Source organism: Pilibacter termitis (assembly GCF_900167335.1).
Classification (GTDB): Bacteria; Bacillota; Bacilli; order Lactobacillales; family Streptococcaceae; genus Pilibacter; species Pilibacter termitis.
The window spans coordinates 1-17,817 of the sequence record NZ_FUXI01000041.1 but is presented as its reverse complement, the minus strand read 5'-3'; the positions used below and the strand labels follow the sequence as shown (position 1 = coordinate 17,817).

The following is a 17,817-nucleotide window of genomic DNA, read 5'->3' as shown; positions in this document are numbered from 1 at the left end:
GTTTGCGACAGCGAACCACGTCGTTTATTTACTCGAAACGTCAGTTTCGAGCGACGTTGAGAGCAGTCGCCCAACTCCTGCCCCTCATAGCTAGACAAACTAAAAGCGTAATGGTGCGTTTTGAAGTCTGCAACAGTGAACCACAGCATTTACTTGCTGGAAACGTAAGTTTCCAGTGCTGTTGTGAACAGTTGCTAGACTTCAGCACCATGTAGCTAGAAAAAGGAGAAGAATATGCTAGAAATCAAAGGTTTAACTAAGTCCTTTGGCGATTTTGTTGCAGTGAATGATTTGTCTTTGACCATTCATGACGGCGAAATTTTAGGGCTGATCGGACAAAATGGTGCAGGAAAAACAACTACGTTTCGCTTAATTTTAGATTTTCTAAATGCGGACAAAGGGGAAGTTTTGTGGAATGGGAGAAAAATAACAAGTGACGATTATAATGTCATCGGTTATCTTCCAGAAGAACGTGGTCTTTACTCAAAGGATACAATCGAAAATCAATTGCTCTTTTTCGGAGCGTTACGTGGGAAATCAAAAGAAGAAATTAACGGAAAAATTGATTATTGGATGAAAAAATTTGAAGTAAAAGGGAAAAGAACGGATAAATTAAAGTCTCTTTCTAAAGGAAATCAGCAAAAAGTACAGTTAATCGCAACACTTATTCACGAGCCCAAATTGGTCATTTTAGATGAGCCATTTTCTGGACTTGACCCTGTGAATGCTGATTTACTCAAAACTGCCGTTGCGGAATTGCGTGAGAAGAACGTCTGCGTTATTTTTTCTGATCACAATATGGATAACGTGGAAAAAATGGTTGATTCCATGATTATGGTGAAAAACGGAGAGAAAATTTTAGATGGTACGGTTCGAGAGATTCGCGAGAGCTTTGGTCGCACGAAATTATTTATCGAGGCAGAGGTTTCAGCAGAAGAACTTTCAAAAATTGACGGGGTGTTAGACGTGAAAACTCGACAAGACGGAAGTTTTGAATTGACCTTGCAAAACGAAGAAGTCGGCAAAGAAATCTATAAATTGGTGACGAAAAATGGATATATTCCAATGTTTAACCAACAACCTCCAACGCTTGAGGAAATTTTCAAGATGAAAGCAGGGAATGTAAATGAAAAAGAATAAATTTTGGACAGTCGCCCTTTATACTTATATAAAAAATGTAAAAAGTATAGCCTTTGTTATTATGTTACTTCTTCCACTTGTTATTGGACTGATTGTTTACGGAGTAGCGAACGTGGTTAAAGATAACTTTAAAAATACCGATAAAATCGCTCTTGTAACAAAATCTGAAGAAATTCAAACGGCTTTTGGGCAAATAAAAGGTGATGTAACGTATAAAGTCATGGACGAGAAAAAAGCAATGACTGCCTTAAAAGATGAAAAAGTTGGGGCGATTTTGCTAATTGATGAGCAAAATAGTTTGCTGAAAAGTGAACTTCGTTCGACAAAATCGGTGTCAGAATTGACACAGTATGCCATTCAGCAAAGTTTAACAAGTATTCAACAATTGCTAAACGCTCAAAAACTCAAACTTTCACAAGAACAAATGGCAACCGTGCTTATGCCGGCAGTCTTAGAAGATAAACATATCGAATTTGATGAAAATGGAAAAGTCACAACAACAGAGGATTACTCTGGTATTAGACAGATAGTTACTTATGCATTGATAATTATTATTTATACGTTTGTTGTAACGTATAGTTCGATTATTGCTCAAGAAATCGCCAATGAAAAAGGAACACGTATTATGGAAATTATCCTTTCAAGCGTGAAAGCAGAAGTTCATTTTTACGGAAAATTAGTAGGCATTATGCTTGTATGTGCAACCAATGTGCTAGTGTATGCTGTCTACGGCATTATTGGCTATAAAGTGGCAAGTAGCAATGAGTCAATTACTGGGATGATAAAAGATTTCCACTTAGACAAGGCATTTTCTGGACAATTTTGGTTTGTAATACCGATTCTTATTTTGGGAATTTTGCTTTATAGTTTCCTTGCTGCACTTTCAGGCTCCCTTATTTCTCGAGTAGAAGATGTTGCAAAAGCACAAACGCCTATTATGCTTGTTGGAATATCAGCATATGCTTTCAGTATGGTTTTCCAAACAATGCCTGACAATATTTTGGTTTATATTACAACATATATTCCATTTGTCTCAAGTTACACGTTGCCGCTACAATTGTCAGCGAATGTCGCAACTGCTCAGCAAGTCTTTATTTCAATGGGAATAATGGTTGCAACGATGATTTTTCTCTTGCTATTTTCAGCAAAACTCTACAAATCAAACGTTTTGATTTACAATGACGGCGGGTTGTTAAAAACTTTAAAACAATCAATTAAAAATGTAAAAGCCGATCGTTAAGCTAAAAACGAAGATACCAGTCAGAGTATCTTCGTTTTTTTCTTTTATTTATACCCTTTTTGTTTCAAAAACTTTCGTTGTTCACTTGAAAGCTCTAAAATATCTGCAACTTCAAGAAGGGAATGACCACAAGCGAGCATTCTTTCTGCTGCGATATTTAACCCTGCTTGAATCCCGTGTTCAAGTACAGGATTTGTTTTGTCGTTTATATCAAGTATATATTTATTGTCAGGCAAATCAAATAGTACTTTGACCGCACCAAAAAGTTGCTCAAAAGAATCAATTTCTACATCGAAAACAGGCGTAATATCCTCTGGCAATTTGCGTGAGCGATGATTGAACCACATGGATTTCCACCCGCCATTGTATGCTCCTTTGACGTCATTGTCGTAGCTATCCCCTACATAGAGCGTTGTTTCAGGATTCATGCCAAATTGTTTGGCGGCAAGATTGAAAATTTCCTTTTCTGGCTTTTGGAAACCAGTTGCTTGCGACACAATCACATGATTTGGTGCAACATAATCATAAAGCCCTAGCTTTTTCACTTTTTTCAGCTGATGTTCTGTTGGACCATTCGTAATGACACCTACGGGGACATTTTTTTTCTTGAGAAACTCAAGTGTCATTCGCATTTCGTCAAGCATGGTAATGTTTTCTAGTTCATGTTCATAAATTTCTTGGAAATACGCTCCTTTTTCCTCGTGAATCTCATCGTATCCTAGCTCTTTAAGTGTTTCGTTGGTGCGATAAAAGCGGAAGTAGTCGATTGTCCATTCTCCAGCCATTACTTTTGGAAATCCCTTATCTGAGTGGTGACGGAAACGAATGTAGGCGGTATTCATATCTGTTTCACGAAATCTCGGAAAAACAGCACGAATCGCTCGCCGAAACGGTTCCTGTTGGTCATAAATCGTGTCATCCACGTCAAATACAATCGCATTAATCATCTTGCAAAACTCTCTTTCTTCCATGAATTGTTTAAAAAATACGTTCATATGATAACATGAATAAAAGAATATTTCTATTATTACCTTTGTATGATAGAATAAATTATATAAGGGTACCTCTAAAAACTCATGTTCGAGGTACCAGCATACTTGTTTCAATACTTATCCAAGGAGGAAAACGGAATGATTTTTGATAAAGAAGATTATGAAGCATTTGACCCAGAATTGTGGAGAGCCATTCACCGTGAAGAATATCGTCAGCAACAAAATATCGAGCTAATTGCCTCAGAAAATGTTGTTTCTAAAGCAGTAATGAAAGCTCAAGGCAGTATTTTAACCAATAAATATGCCGAAGGTTACCCGAGCAAACGTTATTATGGCGGTTGTCAGTTTGTGGACGTGGTGGAAAGTTTAGCAATTGAGCGTGCCAAAGAGTTGTTTGGTGTAAAATTTGTCAACGTGCAACCTCATTCTGGTTCACAAGCGAATGCTGCTGCTTATTTGTCGCTAATTGAACCGGGAGATACCGTTCTTGGTATGGATTTAGCAGCTGGAGGACATTTGACACACGGCTCTCCTGTCAATTTTTCTGGCAAAACCTATCATTTTGTGCCTTACACTGTTGACCCGAGTACAGAAGTGATTGATTATCAAGTGGTGCGTATTAAAGCTCGTGAGTGTCGTCCAAAATTGATTGTCGCTGGAGCATCTGCTTATTCACGCACGATTGATTTTAAGAAATTTAGAGAAATTGCAGATGAAGTTGGTGCATTTCTAATGGTGGATATGGCACATATCGCAGGACTTGTTGCAGCAGGACTTCACCCAAATCCTTGTGAATACGCACATATCACGACAACCACCACACACAAGACACTTCGTGGTCCTCGTGGAGGAATGATTTTGACCAATGATGAGGAGTTGGCAAAGAAAATCAACTCTGCTATTTTCCCGGGAATCCAAGGCGGGCCGTTAGAACACGTTATCGCTGCAAAAGCTGTTGCTTTTAAAGAGGCACTTGACCCAGAATTTAAAGAATACCAAGAACAAGTATTGAAAAACATTCAAGCAATGACTCAAGTATTCAACCGTGCCACAGGTATTCGTGTGATTAGCGGAGGAAGTGATAACCATTTACTTTTACTTGAAGTAACAGATTTTGGCATTAATGGAAAAGAAGCAGAAGCAATTTTAGATAAGGTAAACATTACTGTCAATAAAAATTCTATTCCTTACGAAAAACTCTCACCATTTAAAACTTCAGGTATTCGTGTTGGAACAGCTGCTGTCACTTCACGTGGCTTTAAAGAAGAAGAATGTGTCGAAGTAGCCAAAATGATTGTTCGTGCGTTAACAAATCGTGAAAATGAAAACGAGCTAGAAGAATTAAGAAAAGAAGTAATCGAACTTACGGATAAGTTTCCTTTGTATGAGAAATAATTAAAAACACCCCCTCACATGAGAATCGTGAAATTCATGTGGGGGAGTTTTCTTTGTCTAGCTATGAGGGGCAGGAGTTGGGCGACTGCTCACAATGTCGCTTGAAACTGACGTTTCAAGTAAATGAACGACATGGTTCGCTGTCACCAACTCCTGAACGACCCTCATAGCTTTTCTGTGTCTAGCTACAAGGGGCTGAAGTTTGGCAACTGTTCGCAACAGCACTTGAAACTTCGTTTCAAGCAAGTAAATGCTGTGGCTCACTGTTGCAAACTTCAAACCGCCCCTCATAGCTTTTCTGTGTCTAGCTACAAGGGGCTGAAGTTTGGCAACTGTTCGCAACAGCACTGGAAACTAGCGTTTCCAGTAAATAAATGCTGTGGCTCACTGTTGCAAACTTCAAACCGCCCCTCATAGCTTTTCTATTTCCCGCATAGGCGGTAGATGGCTTCGGCGTAGATTTCCATTACTTTATACATACTTTCAAGTTCCCATGCCTCGTTTGGTTGGTGCATGAGGTCTGGTGTGTCTGGGAACATTGCACCAAATGCAACGCATTGATTCATTGTGCGAGCAAACGTTGCTCCACCAGAGATTAATGGTTCGCTCATATCCCCTGTAAAATCACGGTACGTGCTTAAAAGCGTTTGGACTAATTCACTTTCTAATGGTACATAAAGAGAATTGAGCCAGTCATATTCTTCATAAGTTAAGTCATATTCTTTGGCTTTATCGGCAAATTTTTTCGCCAATTCATCTTTGTCAATCGTTACAGGAATACGCATATCCACACCAATTTTTGTCTGCTCTGGTGTAATTTCAAGACTTGCAAAATTCATAGTCAACTCTCCAGAGGCTTCGTCCATTGTTTTGCCGACCACGTTTTCACCTGTTGCGTTTTCTTTGACTAATTTGCCAAGAAAATCAAGTGGTTTAAAATCATACACATCAGAAAGGGCGATAGCTAGGCGAGTAAGGGCGTTAATGCCCTCAGGAGCATCTTTTGCGTGGATACTTTTTCCTAGCACAGTGATTTTTTCTCCCTCATCAGAAAAGGCAAAGCCATGTTCATTTAGTTTTTCTTTGACTTTTTCTAATTTCTCACCAGAAAACTCTGCTACATCAGGTACTACGTTTAAAGCACCACCAGCGTGAAGTTGGAGTTCACTTGTTCCTTTTCCTGTCAAATAGGCTTGTAGCAACCCTTTTTCAGCATAAGTAAGTGGGAAATGAGCGTCTGGTGCAAAGCCACAAGTCACAGCCTCCTCTTTTTCATTGTACTTGTCAATGCAACGCCAAAGAGTTTCTTCGTCACTGCCGAAAATAAAGCGAATACGACAGTCAAATGTGACATCTGCATCCATGAGTGCTTTCACCGCATAAAGAGCAGCAATGCTTGGACCTTTGTCGTCTTGAGAACCACGAGCGACAATAAACCCGTCTTTTACCACAGGTTCAAAAGGAGAAGTAGACCATTTTGACACATCTCCAGCAGGTACTACGTCCATGTGACAAAGAATACCAAAAAGTTTTTCTCCAGCCCCAACTTCAGCATAGCCATAATATCCTTCTGGGTCTTTGAATGTCTTGAAACCAAGTGTTTCACATAGTTCTAACACTTTATCCAGTGCAGCGACGACATTTTTGCCAAATGGATGTCCTACTCCACTATCTTGTTCATCTAAAACAGACGGAACAGCAAGAAGTTTTTTCAAATCTTCAACAGCTTGCCTTTGATGTGTTTCGGTGATAAAAGTTTTCATTTCTATTCTCCTTTTTCTAGCTACATGGTGCTAAAGTCTGGCAACTGTTCACAACAGCACTGGAAACTTTAGTTTCCAGCAAGTAAATGCTGTGGCTCACTGTTGCGGACTTCAAAACGCACCATTTATGCTTTTCTTTTTTGTTAAAAACTTAGAATAAAGCTGCTACTCCAAGCATTAAACAAGTAATGATAAAGATAATCACTAATAATTTCCAAACATATTTTAGCCATACACCAATGTCAATGCGTGCAATGGCTAATGCTCCCATTACCACACCGCTTGTTGGTGTGATGAGATTGACGATACCAGAAGCTGATTGATAGGCTGTGATAACAAGTGCTTTTCCGACACCCGCAAATTCACCCATTGGTGCCATAATTCCCATAGTTGCCGCAGCAAGACCAGAAGTCGAAGGGATTAAGAAACTCATAGGAATGTAGAAAATATAAGTTAAGACAATAAAGACACTAGAGGACAAGCCTTTGAGTCCTACTTCGCCCCAGTGAAGTACAGTCGCCGTAATCAAACCGTCATTCATTACCACTTGAATCCCACGAGCAACTGCTACAACAATAGCTACACCGATTAAATCAGCAGCACCATTCATAAATTCTTTCACAAAATCAGATTCGCTCATGCCGTAAATAAAGGCAATAATAATACCGATAACAAAGAAGAGCATAGTGATTTCTTGGAAGTACCACGTGCCAAGAGGTGCCATATCTTTTCCTAAAAACGCACCTAAAAATGGTACATCGCTCAATGTTTTGGTCACATCTTCAAAAAATGTGAATCCCGGTATAATGTCGCCCCAAGGAATTAACCCTACAAGCATGATAACAAATGCGGAGAAGAAGAAGAGGTTTACCGTTTTTTGACGAGTTGTAATCGTTTCTTGACGATTGATTGCCTCAATATCAAAATGTTTCTCGTCTTCTTTTCGTTGAGCAAACACGAGTGATTGAGTTGGGTCTTTTTCGATTTTTGATGCGTATCTGTAAACATAAATAATGCTGATTGCTACCAATACGACAAGCATAATGACACGTAGTAAAATCCCATCTGCAAGCCCAATTCCTGCAGCATTACTTGCCACTCCTGTTGCAAATGGATTGACAGTAGAAGCAAGACAACCAACTTGTGAGCCGATAAGGACAATTGCAATCGCTGTAAGCGAGTCAAGACCCACTGCCATCATAACAGGAATTAATAAAGCATAAAACGGAATCGTTTCTTCCGCCATACCATAGGTGCTACCGCCAAGAGCAAAGATACACATTAAAATAGGAATAAGGACTTTTTCTCTCCCTTTGTTCTTTTTTACGATAGAGGCAATTCCTGCATCAATCGCACCTGTTTTGTTGACCACGCCTAAAAATCCACCGATAACTAGAATGAAAAGTGAAACTTCAATTGCACCACCAGTGCTATCTGTTCCAATCATTCCACGCACAGGAGCCATCAAAACATCCCAGAGTCCTTGTGGATTCTGAGCAACTGATTTGTAAGTACCTGCGATAATGTCACCAGTTTCTTTGTTGGTTTGGTATTGTCCTGCTGGAATCAGCCATGTGAGAACTGCAATTACTGCAATAATCAAGAATAATACGGTGTATGCCGAAGGCATCTGGAATTTTTTCTTTGTTGCGTTCATTAGAAATACTTCCTTTCATTTCATTTGTGTCGCAAAAATTGCTCACAGTTAAAAGAGGGTATAAATTCTGTCCTTGTATTTCGCATTTTACAAAAAATACCCGTTTTCATAAAATGCGAAATACAATTTATACCCCACGACTCTATTTTACACACAAAAGGAAAAAAATGAAAGCGAAAACAGAAAATATTTTCGCTTTTCTCATTTTGTTTGTATAGCCTTTTTTAAAAAAATTACAATTTATCTAAGGCATTTCGTTGTTCCTCATCGACGATATGTGTGTATAAATCCGTTACTTGCGTACTTGCATGACCTAGTTGGTGGCTGACAAGCACTTGAGAATTGGTTTCAGCATAGAGCCTTGTTGCCAAAGTATGACGAAGTTTGTGCGGAGAAACCTTGATTTTAAAGGCTTGCGAGTATTTACCCACCATTTTTTCAACAGAAGAAGCATCAATGCGGTTGCTCTGCCCTTTGAAATTAGTCAAAAAAAGTGCTTTTTGTGTTTTTTCAGGATTGTATTTTGCCTTGCGAACTTCTAAATATCGCTCCAAATATGGAATACCAAAACTTGCAATGTTTACAGAGTCACGTTTCCCACCTTTTCGTGTAACTTCGACACGTCTCGTTCTTAAATTCAAATCACCTACATTGATATTTACCGCCTCGCTCAAGCGAATGCCTGAGGCTAATATTATCGCATTGAGTGCTAAATCTCGCTCTTTATTTTTCAAAAAAGCCGTTCTAGCACGTGTTTTACTGTTTAAAGTATGTTCGTAGTGTTCATCAATATAGTTCAAATATTCGGCTGTTTCGTCACCTAAGAATAGTTTTGGTTTGATATTTTCTGCACGAGCAGCAAGTGTTTCTGATTTTTTCCTTGTTGAAACTTTTTTCATCACATTTCGATAGAAATAAGGTTCACCGTCAAGTCCCTCGACTTCCTCAGTCAAATATTTAAAAAGGGAAGAAAGAGAAGTAATCGTGCGATTAATGGTCGCTTGCGACAAGCCACGTTGTGAGGCAAACGTATTTTGTAGCGTTCCTTCACGCAAATGTGTAATATAACGCTCTACATCACTTTTTCGCAAATGCTCTAATGTATCAAGTGAAATCTCAGAAATTTTGTCCGCCTCTGAAATCCCTTCATCAATCATCCAACTAAAAAAACGCTGATATTCTTTAAAATACTCAAAAAGCGTACTGAGCGAATACGGAACGGCTAACTTAGATTGATAATATTCCAATACAAAACTCGGCATAATCGCTTTGTATTCCTCAATTTTTTGAATTATTTTTTCTCGTTTCATATTTTTTCCTTTCCAACATCATTTTTTAAGGAGTTAGTAGCTAAGTGTATTGTAACACACTTTTATATATAATTCAAGAAAATTATAGTTTTTCGGAATTTTAGTAGTGGGTGAATAAAGAGTGTTTGACTTTGAACTTATTTGTATTCTATAATATAATTATTTTATACTGTTTTGGAAAGGTGTGATTGTATTGAGTACTTTAGTAGTTTTAGGTAATGGATTTGATTTGGCGTGTGGGTTAAAGAGTTCTTATTCAGCTTTTTTTGATAAAAGATATAATAATGAAGAGTTCGAAAAGAATTGGGGTATTTTTTTAAATTCTTCAGTTGATTATATACAATACTTTAGTGAAGAAAATATAAAAAAATGGAATTTTTGGGATTTTATTTTTGGTTTTAGAGTCTATGACCCATTCTTAATTAGTATGCTACCGGGAAAATTTTCAAATATGCATTTTTTCAAAAGTATTAACGACCACATACCTCTCAACGTTCTTTCTTCTTCTTCCATAGGAAACAATTCAAACGAAACATGGCAAGACATTGAAGAGGTATTGTCTACTATTTCAAAAAGTATAGCTAATGAGTCAGGGGTAATACACAGTAATGTCGTGAAGAGCATTAAGGAATATATCAGCAATGGTAAGGTAAACTGTTCCTTTCTTGCTGAAAAACGGGAGCAAACTATGATTTTATTTTTGTCAAAACTTTATATACTGAAATTTAAAAATGATGCCCTCTTTCCTCTTAACTTAAAAAACAAAGGGTTCTTAAACAGATTTTTATTACATGAACTAAGACAATTTGAAATCATATTCACGGAGTATTTAATTGAAGAAGTAAATAAAGTAAATAAAGATTATATAATAAAAGCCAATGAATTACTTAGACAGATTCTAACAGAGGTTGAGCTAAACGAAGATTACGATGTCAAACTATTGAATTTTAATTATACAACACCTTTTTATAACAATGATTCGTTCTATGTACAAAACATTCATGGAACATTAAAAAATAATAATACTATTTTTGGAATTGATAATCATAATGCAGAGCCTAGTTTAAAAAACTTCACTAAAACCTATCGTATTTTAGAAATGTCCATTGATAGATTGTCTTTTGTAGATGCAATTAACAATAAAAACATTGGAAGAATTAAATTTTACGGTCACTCTTTAGGAAAAGCGGATTACTCCTATTTTCAAAGTATTTTTGACGGTATCAATTTATACGAAAGTGATGTAGTGTTAGAATTTTTCTATTCAAATTATGATCCCGAAATTGATGAAAAAACGAATCTAACCAATCGAATTTTCGATTTGATTTCAGAGTATGGTAAGACTTTGGATAATAAAGATCATGGAAAAAATATAGTGCATAAGTTAGTGTTAGAAAACAGAGTAATAATTAAAGAAATATAATGATAAAATACCGTCTATACAACTCACTTGAACAAGTTGCATAGACGGTATTTTCAATCAAAACTTCAATTCATTATCATTCTCATCATCCCGATTCCCACGAGACTTAAAGTACTTCACCCCGTTATAAACAATCAAAGCAATCCCTACGACTGGCAAGACAAACAACAACGTGCGAATTAAGAAAATTTCAATCATGTTTTATTTCCCTTTTTCGTCCACAATTACACCGCCGTCATTTCCTTGAACAGTTACCCAGCCGTGTTTCATGCGTGCTTGAGCCTCAGTGTAGCGAATAAGTTGGTCTGAAATGGATTGTGTCAATTTCGCATTGGCGTCCGCCTCGGCTTGAGCCTCTTTGACTTTTACATAATAGTCTGCATCAGCTTTCGTTTTTGCAGTTTCTGCATCTTTCTTTGCTTTTTCGTTTTCTTGTCCCGCTTTGATAATCGAGTCAATTGTGTTTTGCGTTTCTTCATCTAAATCTGGTGCGGATAAGACAACGTCTGACACATCAAAGCCTTTTTCGATTGCTTTTTGGTGAAATTGTTCTTGTACTTCGTTTTGAATGTCTCCTGCTTTTTCAGCAATGCTTTGCAAAACGTCATATTTTGCGTACACATTTTTGATTGCACTAGAAAGTTGCGAATACAACCAACCGTCCTCAATAGACTTGATGTCACTTGTGCCAAATTCTCTAAAAATATCTACGGCTTTTGATTCTTGGATTTTGTACAAGTAACGAACGGTTACATTCAATCGTTTTCCGTCTTTTGAAACGGCACTAATGCCACTTGATTTGATACTCGTATTCCGAACAGGGTACTGAATAACCTTTGTACCAAAACCGACAAAATGCCCACCTTGCGTAATCGGCTTTTCCTTTGTCCCGCCAACAATCGAGTATTTTATCCCAACGTATCCGTTTTGTACAACTTTGTAACGAAATGCTACAATTGGAATAGCAACGACCAAGGCAATTCCTACAAGAAAACCAATGAGTTTTTTCTTATTTTTTTTCATAACTTCTCCTTTTTCTAGCTACATGGTGCTGAAGTCTGGCAACTGCTCACAACAGCACTGGAAACTACGTTTCCAGCAAGTAAATGCTGTGGTTCACTGTTGCAGACTTCAAAACACACCATTACGCTTTTATTTTTTCTAGCTACATGGTGCTGAAGTCTGGCAACTGTTCTCAACAGCACTGGAAACTACGTTTCCAGCAAGTAAATGCTGTGGTTCACTGTCGCAGACTTCGAAACGCACCATTCCGCTTTTATTTTTTCTAGCTACATGGTGCTGAAGTCTGGCAACTGTTCGCAACAGCACTGGAAACTACGTTTCTAGCAAGTAAATGCTGTGGTTCACTGTTGCAGACTTCAAAACGCACCATTACGCTTTTAGTTTTTCCTTATTGTTCTTAATTTTTATTTCGACGTTGTTTACCTGCGTTCCGTCCTTTTCCGTTTGTTGCACCTTTAGAAGTGTTTGTCGCAATCGTTTTGACCTCGCTTTTGACAGCGGAAGTAGTAACGTCTTTTCTAACAGGTGTTTTAATTTTTATCGGATTTCTTTCCAATTCTTCCGCAATATCTCGTTTGATTTTCGGTTTCAAATAGAGATTGGTGAATAAAGTTTGTGCAAGTGCAAACAATCCCCCGACTGTCCAGTAAAGTCCTACACCAGCTGGCGAGCTAAACATGAAGAAAATCATCATGATTGGCGTCATATAACTCATTGTTTTCATCTGTTGTTTATTTTCTTCAGGCATACCAATCAATGAGGCATAACCTTGTATGAAGTAAAAAATTCCAACGATAACCAATAGCACCATACTAGGTTTTGTAAGGTCAATTCCGTAAAATGGAGCAGACTTTTGAATCCCCGGAGCATAGCGAGCTGCCACGTAAAGAGCGGAGAAAATCGGCATTTGAATCAAAAGTGGCAAGCAACCCATGCCACCCATTAGCGACATATTATTGTCTTTGTAAACTTGCTGCATTTCAGCATTCGCCTGCATTTTTTCCTCTGGAGTAGTGGCGTTTTTCATTTTTGCTTGAATTGGTTCAAGAGCAGGTTTTAACGCACTCATTTTTTCTTGCTGAATTGTCATTTTTTTAGATTGTGAAATTCCGAGCGGGAAGATGACAATTCGTACAATAATCGTAATTAAAACAATCGCCCAACCGTAACCAACAGATTTTGCAAAAAGTTCGATTAAATTTACCATTGGTTTCCCGAGGAAGTCATAGACAATTCCTGTTGGATTGCCTGATTTGGTGTATTGCACACACCCTGTAAGCAAGAATAACATTGCAATAGCACTTGTTGAAAGTGCGAGTTTCTTTATTTTTTTCATTTTATATACTCATTTCTAAAATTAATCTGACTTATCTATTTTACTTGATAAAGCTCTTACTTTCAATCATTCTTGCTAAGAAAATAAAAAATCAGTCTAACGGCTTATTTATAAACTACCTTAAATTTATTCGTTTCAGCTAACTCTGGTGCTTCAACTATCTTAAAATGGTCTACTCGACCGCTTGGCGAAGGACTTGCTTTTACCATTTTAATAAACATTTCCATTATTTCATCTTGTGCAATTGCGAAAATTGACACACTTCCGTCAGCCTCATTCCACACTTCTCCTTTCACCCCAAGTTTATCCGCCACTAGTTTCGTCATATAACGAAACCCTACACCTTGCACACGACCGTCGACGTTGATTTTAACTTTTCTCATGATAAACCCTCCTCTTTTTTTGTATTACAAAACTATTATAACAGGAAAATCAGGTTCTCTTCAATGAAATTTTTTGAACTTTGTGAAAAACACCTCAAACCGCTCAATACGGCATGAGGTGTTGATTTCTTAACGACTTACAATTTCTTCAATTGCTCGATTCTCTCTTCTACTGCTTGACGTTTTTCGAGATAGTCACGCTGTTTTTCACGTTCTTTTTCTACAACTTCTGGTTTGGCATTTTGCACGAAACGTTCATTGCCTAGTTTTTTCTCTACAAGAGCTACTTCTTTATTCCATTTGTCTAGCTCTTTGTTTAGTCGTGCAATTTCTTCCTCGACATTAATCAAACTTGCAAGCGGTAAAAAGACTGTCGCACCAGTTAAAACAGCACTCATTGCCACATCTGGCTCTACAATATCGCTAGAAATGTCAAGTGTACTTGGGTTGGTGAAACGTGTGATGTAGTTGGTGTTTTCGTTTAAGAAACGCTCCACTTTTTCGTCTGTTGCCTTGATTTGAATAGGCACTTGTTTGGAAAGTGGTGTGCCAACTTCTGAGCGAATGTTACGAACCGCACGAATTAATTCTTTTAGCACTTCCACTCCATTTGTCGCTTGTTCGTCGCTAAATTCCGAGCGAACCTTTGGATAACTAGCAACCACTAGAGAAGTTTGAGCACTTGGCAATTGCTCAAAAATTTCTTCTGTTACAAACGGCATGATTGGGTGAAGTAAACGTAAAATTTGGTCTAAAACATGAACCAAGACACTTCTTGTGACTTGTTTTTCATTTTCATCTTCACCGTAAAGCACTTCTTTCGTTAACTCGATATACCAATCGGCAAATTCGTCCCAAATGAAGTTGTATAAACTACGCCCTGCCTCACCAAACTCAAAACGATCGAAATTGGTTGTTACTTTTTCAATTGTTTCATTGAGCCTTGTTAAAATCCAGCGGTCTGTCACATTACCAAGTGTGCGATTTGCGATTCCCTCAAGATTTTCATTGATTTCAACAAGGGTTAAATCTTCGCTATTCATCAAAATGTAACGAGAGACGTTCCAGATTTTATTGATGAAATTCCACGCTGCGTCCATTTTGTCGTAACTAAAACGAACATCTTGACCCGGTGCTGAACCATTTGAAAGGAACCAACGAAGTGCATCTGCTCCGTATTTTTCAATCACATCCATTGGGTCAATTCCATTCCCAAGCGATTTACTCATCTTGCGACCTTGCTCGTCACGAATTAAACCGTGAATTAACACGTTTTTAAACGGGCGTTCATCGGTAAATTCTAGCGATTGGAAAATCATGCGACTCACCCAGAAGAAAATAATATCGTAACCTGTTACAAGCGTGTTCGTTGGGAAATAACGTTTGAAATCCTCCGCATTGTCATCTGGCCACCCCATTGTTGAAAAAGGCCACAACGCAGAACTAAACCATGTATCCAATACATCTTCATCTTGCACCCAATTTTCACTGTCGCTTGGAGCGTCCATTTGTACTCGCATTTCGCCTGTTTCTTTGTGGTACCATGCAGGAATTTGATGTCCCCACCAAAGCTGACGAGAAATTACCCAATCATGCACATTTTCCATCCAAGTCAAAAATGTATGATTGAAACGTGGAGGGAAAAATTCTACTGCGTTTTCAGTCGATTGATTTTCAATTGCACGTTTGCTCAGCTCGTCCATTTTAACAAACCATTGCGTTGAAAGCCTAGGCTCTACAATGACACCACTACGTTCAGAATGTCCAACTTCGTGTTTGATTTGCTCAATTTTCACCAATTGACCTAAAGCATCTAAATCTTGAATGATTTGTTTTCTAGCTGCAAATCGATCCAAACCTTCGTATTTTCCGCCTTCATGATTGATAGTCCCGTCGTCATTCATCATATTAATCATCGGCAAATCATGACGCATAGCCACTTCAAAGTCATTCGGGTCATGAGCTGGTGTTATTTTTACCACTCCAGTTCCCTTGGACATATCTGCATGATCATCTGCTAAAATCGGTACAACTCTATTGATAATTGGTAAAACAGCCTTTTTCCCGATTAAATGCTTGTAGCGTTCATCTTCTCCGTTTACAATCACTGCCGTATCGCCTAAGTACGTTTCAGGGCGAGTTGTCGCAATTTCTACAAATTCTTCACTATCTTCAATTTGGTAAGTAATATGATAAAATGCACCGTCTACTTCTTTGTGAATTACTTCAATATCGCTCAATGCCGTTTTCGCTTTAGGATCCCAATTGATTAATTTTTCACCGCGGTAAATAAATCCTTTGTTATATAATTCGACAAACACTTTTCTTACTGCTTGGTTCAATCCTTCATCAAGGGTAAATCGCTCACGTGGATAATCAAGTGAAAGACCTAATTTGCCCCATTGCTCCTTGATTGTACTAGCATATTCATCTTTCCATTCCCACACTTTTTCCAAAAATTTTTCACGACCTAAATCATAGCGAGAAACTCCATTTTCAGCAAGACGTTCCTCTACTTTTGCTTGCGTTGCAATTCCTGCATGATCCATTCCGGGAAGCCACAAAGTATCAAATCCTTGCATTCTTTTTTGGCGAATAATCATATCTTGAAGTGTGGTATCCCATGCGTGACCTAAATGCAATTTCCCAGTTACATTTGGCGGTGGAATAACGATACTATATGGTTTTGCTTTTTTATCTCCACTTGGTGCAAAAACACCTTCTGCTAGCCATTTTTCATAACGACCTGCCTCTACTTCTTGTGGGTTAAATTTTGTTGATAATTCTTTTTTTGACATGATTTGCCTCCGTTTTTATACTTTTAATAATTAGGACACCTCTAAAAACTCGCACTTATCCTAAATTGCTAGTTTTCCAATTTTCTTCGTCAATCTCCTCAACCTATGAACCACATAGCTTTCGTCGATTTCCTAGAAAATCGAAAAACTAGCTAATTTAGTCTTAAGCGGAGTTTTTATAGGTGCCCATTATTTTTTTGATCATTTTTCGCTCCAAGGCTCGCCCCGTAGCTCATAATAAGAGAAGAAAGGACAGTTTCGATTAGGAAAAGACCTAAAAGAAGATAGTCATACGACGTCCACCATCCATGAGTAAAACTACTCATAAAATAAGGTTCTGGAGAGAAATTATACGACCAGAAGAAAACATTAAACATTAGAATCGCATATAGAATAAACCAAAAGCGAAACGTTTTATGAAAAATCCGTCCAAATAATAATGGAGCGAAATAAAACATGGTAATAATAAAAAATATACTTAAAAATTTCCATATTAGATACTCTTTACCAAACGCCACACGATTCTGCAGAGAAAAAATATTGTATTGATATTCCGCTGCTATCAAGGTGATAAAATAAAGCAGTAAATATTTTAAGTATCCAGTTTTTTTCATTTATCTTCTCCTCCTCATAATTTTTATAGGTACTTTTAACAAAAAAACGCCCCAATTAGCCAAAACTAATCAGGGCGAAATTTCGCGGTACCACCTGTTTTCACAGCTTACACTGTCTCAAAATGCGTAACGTACACAACGTTTTAGCTTACTTTTCATTCAGCCAAAAACTCCCCAAGCTACCTTCACAAGTTCTCTCTGAAAACTTTCACCAAACGTTTTCTCTCTTTGAAGAAATTCCTTGTTACTCCTCTTGTTTTTTTCTACTATACCTTTTTATTTTTTGGTTGTCAAATGGTGGGGAGTTTTCCTATTCTTAAAGTCCCTCTAAAAACTCCGTTTAAGACCAAATTTGATAGTTTTTTGTTTTCAAAGAATTCAACGAAAACTATGTCGTGACAAGAAAAAGCAAAAAGGGACGATTTGGGGTAAGTACGAGTTTTTAGTAGTAACTAAAACTTGAAACACCAAAACCCCACGTTTCCCCTTACCTCACCAACATTCAAGGGGAATAAAAAAAGCATGAAACACTCAAAACTTGATATAATTAAAGTACCAAACCATAACGATCAAGGAGTGTTCATGCCATGAATATTATAACACGAAACAACCAAGAAAAGTCATTTATTCAACATTCAATTGCCAAAAGTTTTCAGCGATTTGAATTTGAAAAGATTGCTCGTTTGTCTAATATGAAGAAGGAAAAAGGAATTCCTTATCACACCTTGTTTGTCTACTTGGTA

Annotated in this window: 18 protein-coding genes and 1 other annotated feature; of the genes, 5 read left to right on the top strand and 13 right to left on the bottom strand. The window is 37.7% G+C overall.

The features are described from left to right. The 3 genes from B5D30_RS13885 to B5D30_RS12295 all read left to right on the top strand — a co-directional run. Positions 1-215: hypothetical protein (locus tag B5D30_RS13885; RefSeq protein ID WP_159443331.1), on the top strand; the 215-nt coding region annotated here is incomplete at its 5' end. Positions 216-234: 19 nt separating this feature from the next. Next, positions 235-1,140 carry an ABC transporter ATP-binding protein gene (locus tag B5D30_RS12300; protein ID WP_078808370.1) on the top strand — a complete coding sequence of 302 codons (906 nt, stop codon included), beginning with the start codon at positions 235-237 and terminating at the stop codon, positions 1,138-1,140. After that, positions 1,127-2,380, top strand: coding sequence for an ABC transporter permease (locus B5D30_RS12295; protein WP_078808369.1), 1,254 nt, complete (start codon positions 1,127-1,129; stop codon positions 2,378-2,380). Before B5D30_RS12300 ends, B5D30_RS12295 begins: the two co-directional genes overlap by 14 nt. A gap of 44 nt (positions 2,381-2,424) precedes the next feature. Here the strand turns inward: B5D30_RS12295 and B5D30_RS12290 are convergent, their stop codons facing one another. After that, positions 2,425-3,327, bottom strand: coding sequence for an HAD family hydrolase (locus tag B5D30_RS12290; protein ID WP_078808368.1), 903 nt, complete (start codon positions 3,325-3,327; stop codon positions 2,425-2,427). Positions 3,328-3,510: 183 nt separating this feature from the next. Here B5D30_RS12290 and glyA point away from each other — a divergent pair, with 183 nt between their 5' ends. Continuing rightward, complete coding sequence (gene glyA, locus B5D30_RS12285; protein WP_078808367.1) at positions 3,511-4,767, top strand: serine hydroxymethyltransferase; 1,257 nt, start codon at positions 3,511-3,513, stop codon at positions 4,765-4,767. 57 nt (positions 4,768-4,824) lie between these two features. On the opposite strand, the gene B5D30_RS13315 is transcribed toward glyA, so the two are convergent. The 4 genes from B5D30_RS13315 to xerS form a co-directional block, all read right to left on the bottom strand. Further along, on the bottom strand, positions 4,825-5,115 hold the full coding sequence (locus B5D30_RS13315) for a hypothetical protein (RefSeq protein WP_144399607.1): 291 nt from the start codon (positions 5,113-5,115) through the stop codon (positions 4,825-4,827). A 74-nt stretch (positions 5,116-5,189) separates the two neighbouring features. Continuing rightward, positions 5,190-6,530: a M20 family metallopeptidase gene (locus B5D30_RS12280; protein WP_078808366.1), complete on the bottom strand. Its 1,341-nt coding sequence runs from the start codon at positions 6,528-6,530 to the stop codon at positions 5,190-5,192. A gap of 151 nt (positions 6,531-6,681) precedes the next feature. Continuing rightward, positions 6,682-8,187 carry a YfcC family protein gene (locus B5D30_RS12275; protein ID WP_078808365.1) on the bottom strand — a complete coding sequence of 502 codons (1,506 nt, stop codon included), beginning with the start codon at positions 8,185-8,187 and terminating at the stop codon, positions 6,682-6,684. Positions 8,188-8,420: 233 nt separating this feature from the next. Then, positions 8,421-9,497, bottom strand: a complete 1,077-nt coding sequence (xerS, locus tag B5D30_RS12270; RefSeq protein WP_078808364.1) for a tyrosine recombinase XerS — start codon at positions 9,495-9,497, stop codon at positions 8,421-8,423. Between the two features lie 193 nt (positions 9,498-9,690). On the opposite strand from xerS, the gene B5D30_RS12265 reads away from it, so the two are divergent. Beyond that, positions 9,691-10,920, top strand: coding sequence for an AbiH family protein (locus tag B5D30_RS12265; protein ID WP_159443330.1), 1,230 nt, complete (start codon positions 9,691-9,693; stop codon positions 10,918-10,920). 57 nt (positions 10,921-10,977) lie between these two features. On the opposite strand, the gene B5D30_RS13880 is transcribed toward B5D30_RS12265, so the two are convergent. The 8 genes from B5D30_RS13880 to B5D30_RS12240 form a co-directional block, all read right to left on the bottom strand. Then, positions 10,978-11,118 carry a hypothetical protein gene (locus B5D30_RS13880; RefSeq protein ID WP_159443329.1) on the bottom strand — a complete coding sequence of 47 codons (141 nt, stop codon included), beginning with the start codon at positions 11,116-11,118 and terminating at the stop codon, positions 10,978-10,980. 3 nt (positions 11,119-11,121) lie between these two features. Continuing rightward, entirely contained in the window at positions 11,122-11,943 is an 822-nt protein-coding gene (locus tag B5D30_RS12260) for a prohibitin family protein (RefSeq protein WP_078808362.1), read from the bottom strand. Positions 11,944-11,957: 14 nt separating this feature from the next. Beyond that, positions 11,958-12,125: a hypothetical protein gene (locus tag B5D30_RS13875; RefSeq protein ID WP_159443328.1), complete on the bottom strand. Its 168-nt coding sequence runs from the start codon at positions 12,123-12,125 to the stop codon at positions 11,958-11,960. Beyond that, positions 12,082-12,249, bottom strand: coding sequence for a hypothetical protein (locus B5D30_RS13870; protein ID WP_159443327.1), 168 nt, complete (start codon positions 12,247-12,249; stop codon positions 12,082-12,084). Before B5D30_RS13870 ends, B5D30_RS13875 begins: the two co-directional genes overlap by 44 nt. Before the next feature lie 91 nt (positions 12,250-12,340). Continuing rightward, positions 12,341-13,279, bottom strand: a complete 939-nt coding sequence (gene yidC, locus B5D30_RS12255) for a membrane protein insertase YidC (RefSeq protein ID WP_078808361.1) — start codon at positions 13,277-13,279, stop codon at positions 12,341-12,343. Between the two features lie 104 nt (positions 13,280-13,383). Then, the gene (locus tag B5D30_RS12250) at positions 13,384-13,662 is read right to left on the bottom strand and encodes an acylphosphatase (protein ID WP_078808360.1); all 279 of its coding nucleotides are present in this window, start codon (positions 13,660-13,662) and stop codon (positions 13,384-13,386) included. Positions 13,663-13,799: 137 nt separating this feature from the next. Next, positions 13,800-16,463 (bottom strand): valine--tRNA ligase, encoded by a 2,664-nt coding sequence (locus B5D30_RS12245; protein WP_407675502.1) that lies wholly within the window; start codon positions 16,461-16,463, stop codon positions 13,800-13,802. 173 nt (positions 16,464-16,636) lie between these two features. After that, positions 16,637-17,074 carry a hypothetical protein gene (locus B5D30_RS12240; RefSeq protein ID WP_078808358.1) on the bottom strand — a complete coding sequence of 146 codons (438 nt, stop codon included), beginning with the start codon at positions 17,072-17,074 and terminating at the stop codon, positions 16,637-16,639. Between the two features lie 67 nt (positions 17,075-17,141). Then, positions 17,142-17,337, bottom strand: a binding site (T-box leader). Positions 17,338-17,817 lie beyond the last annotated feature (480 nt).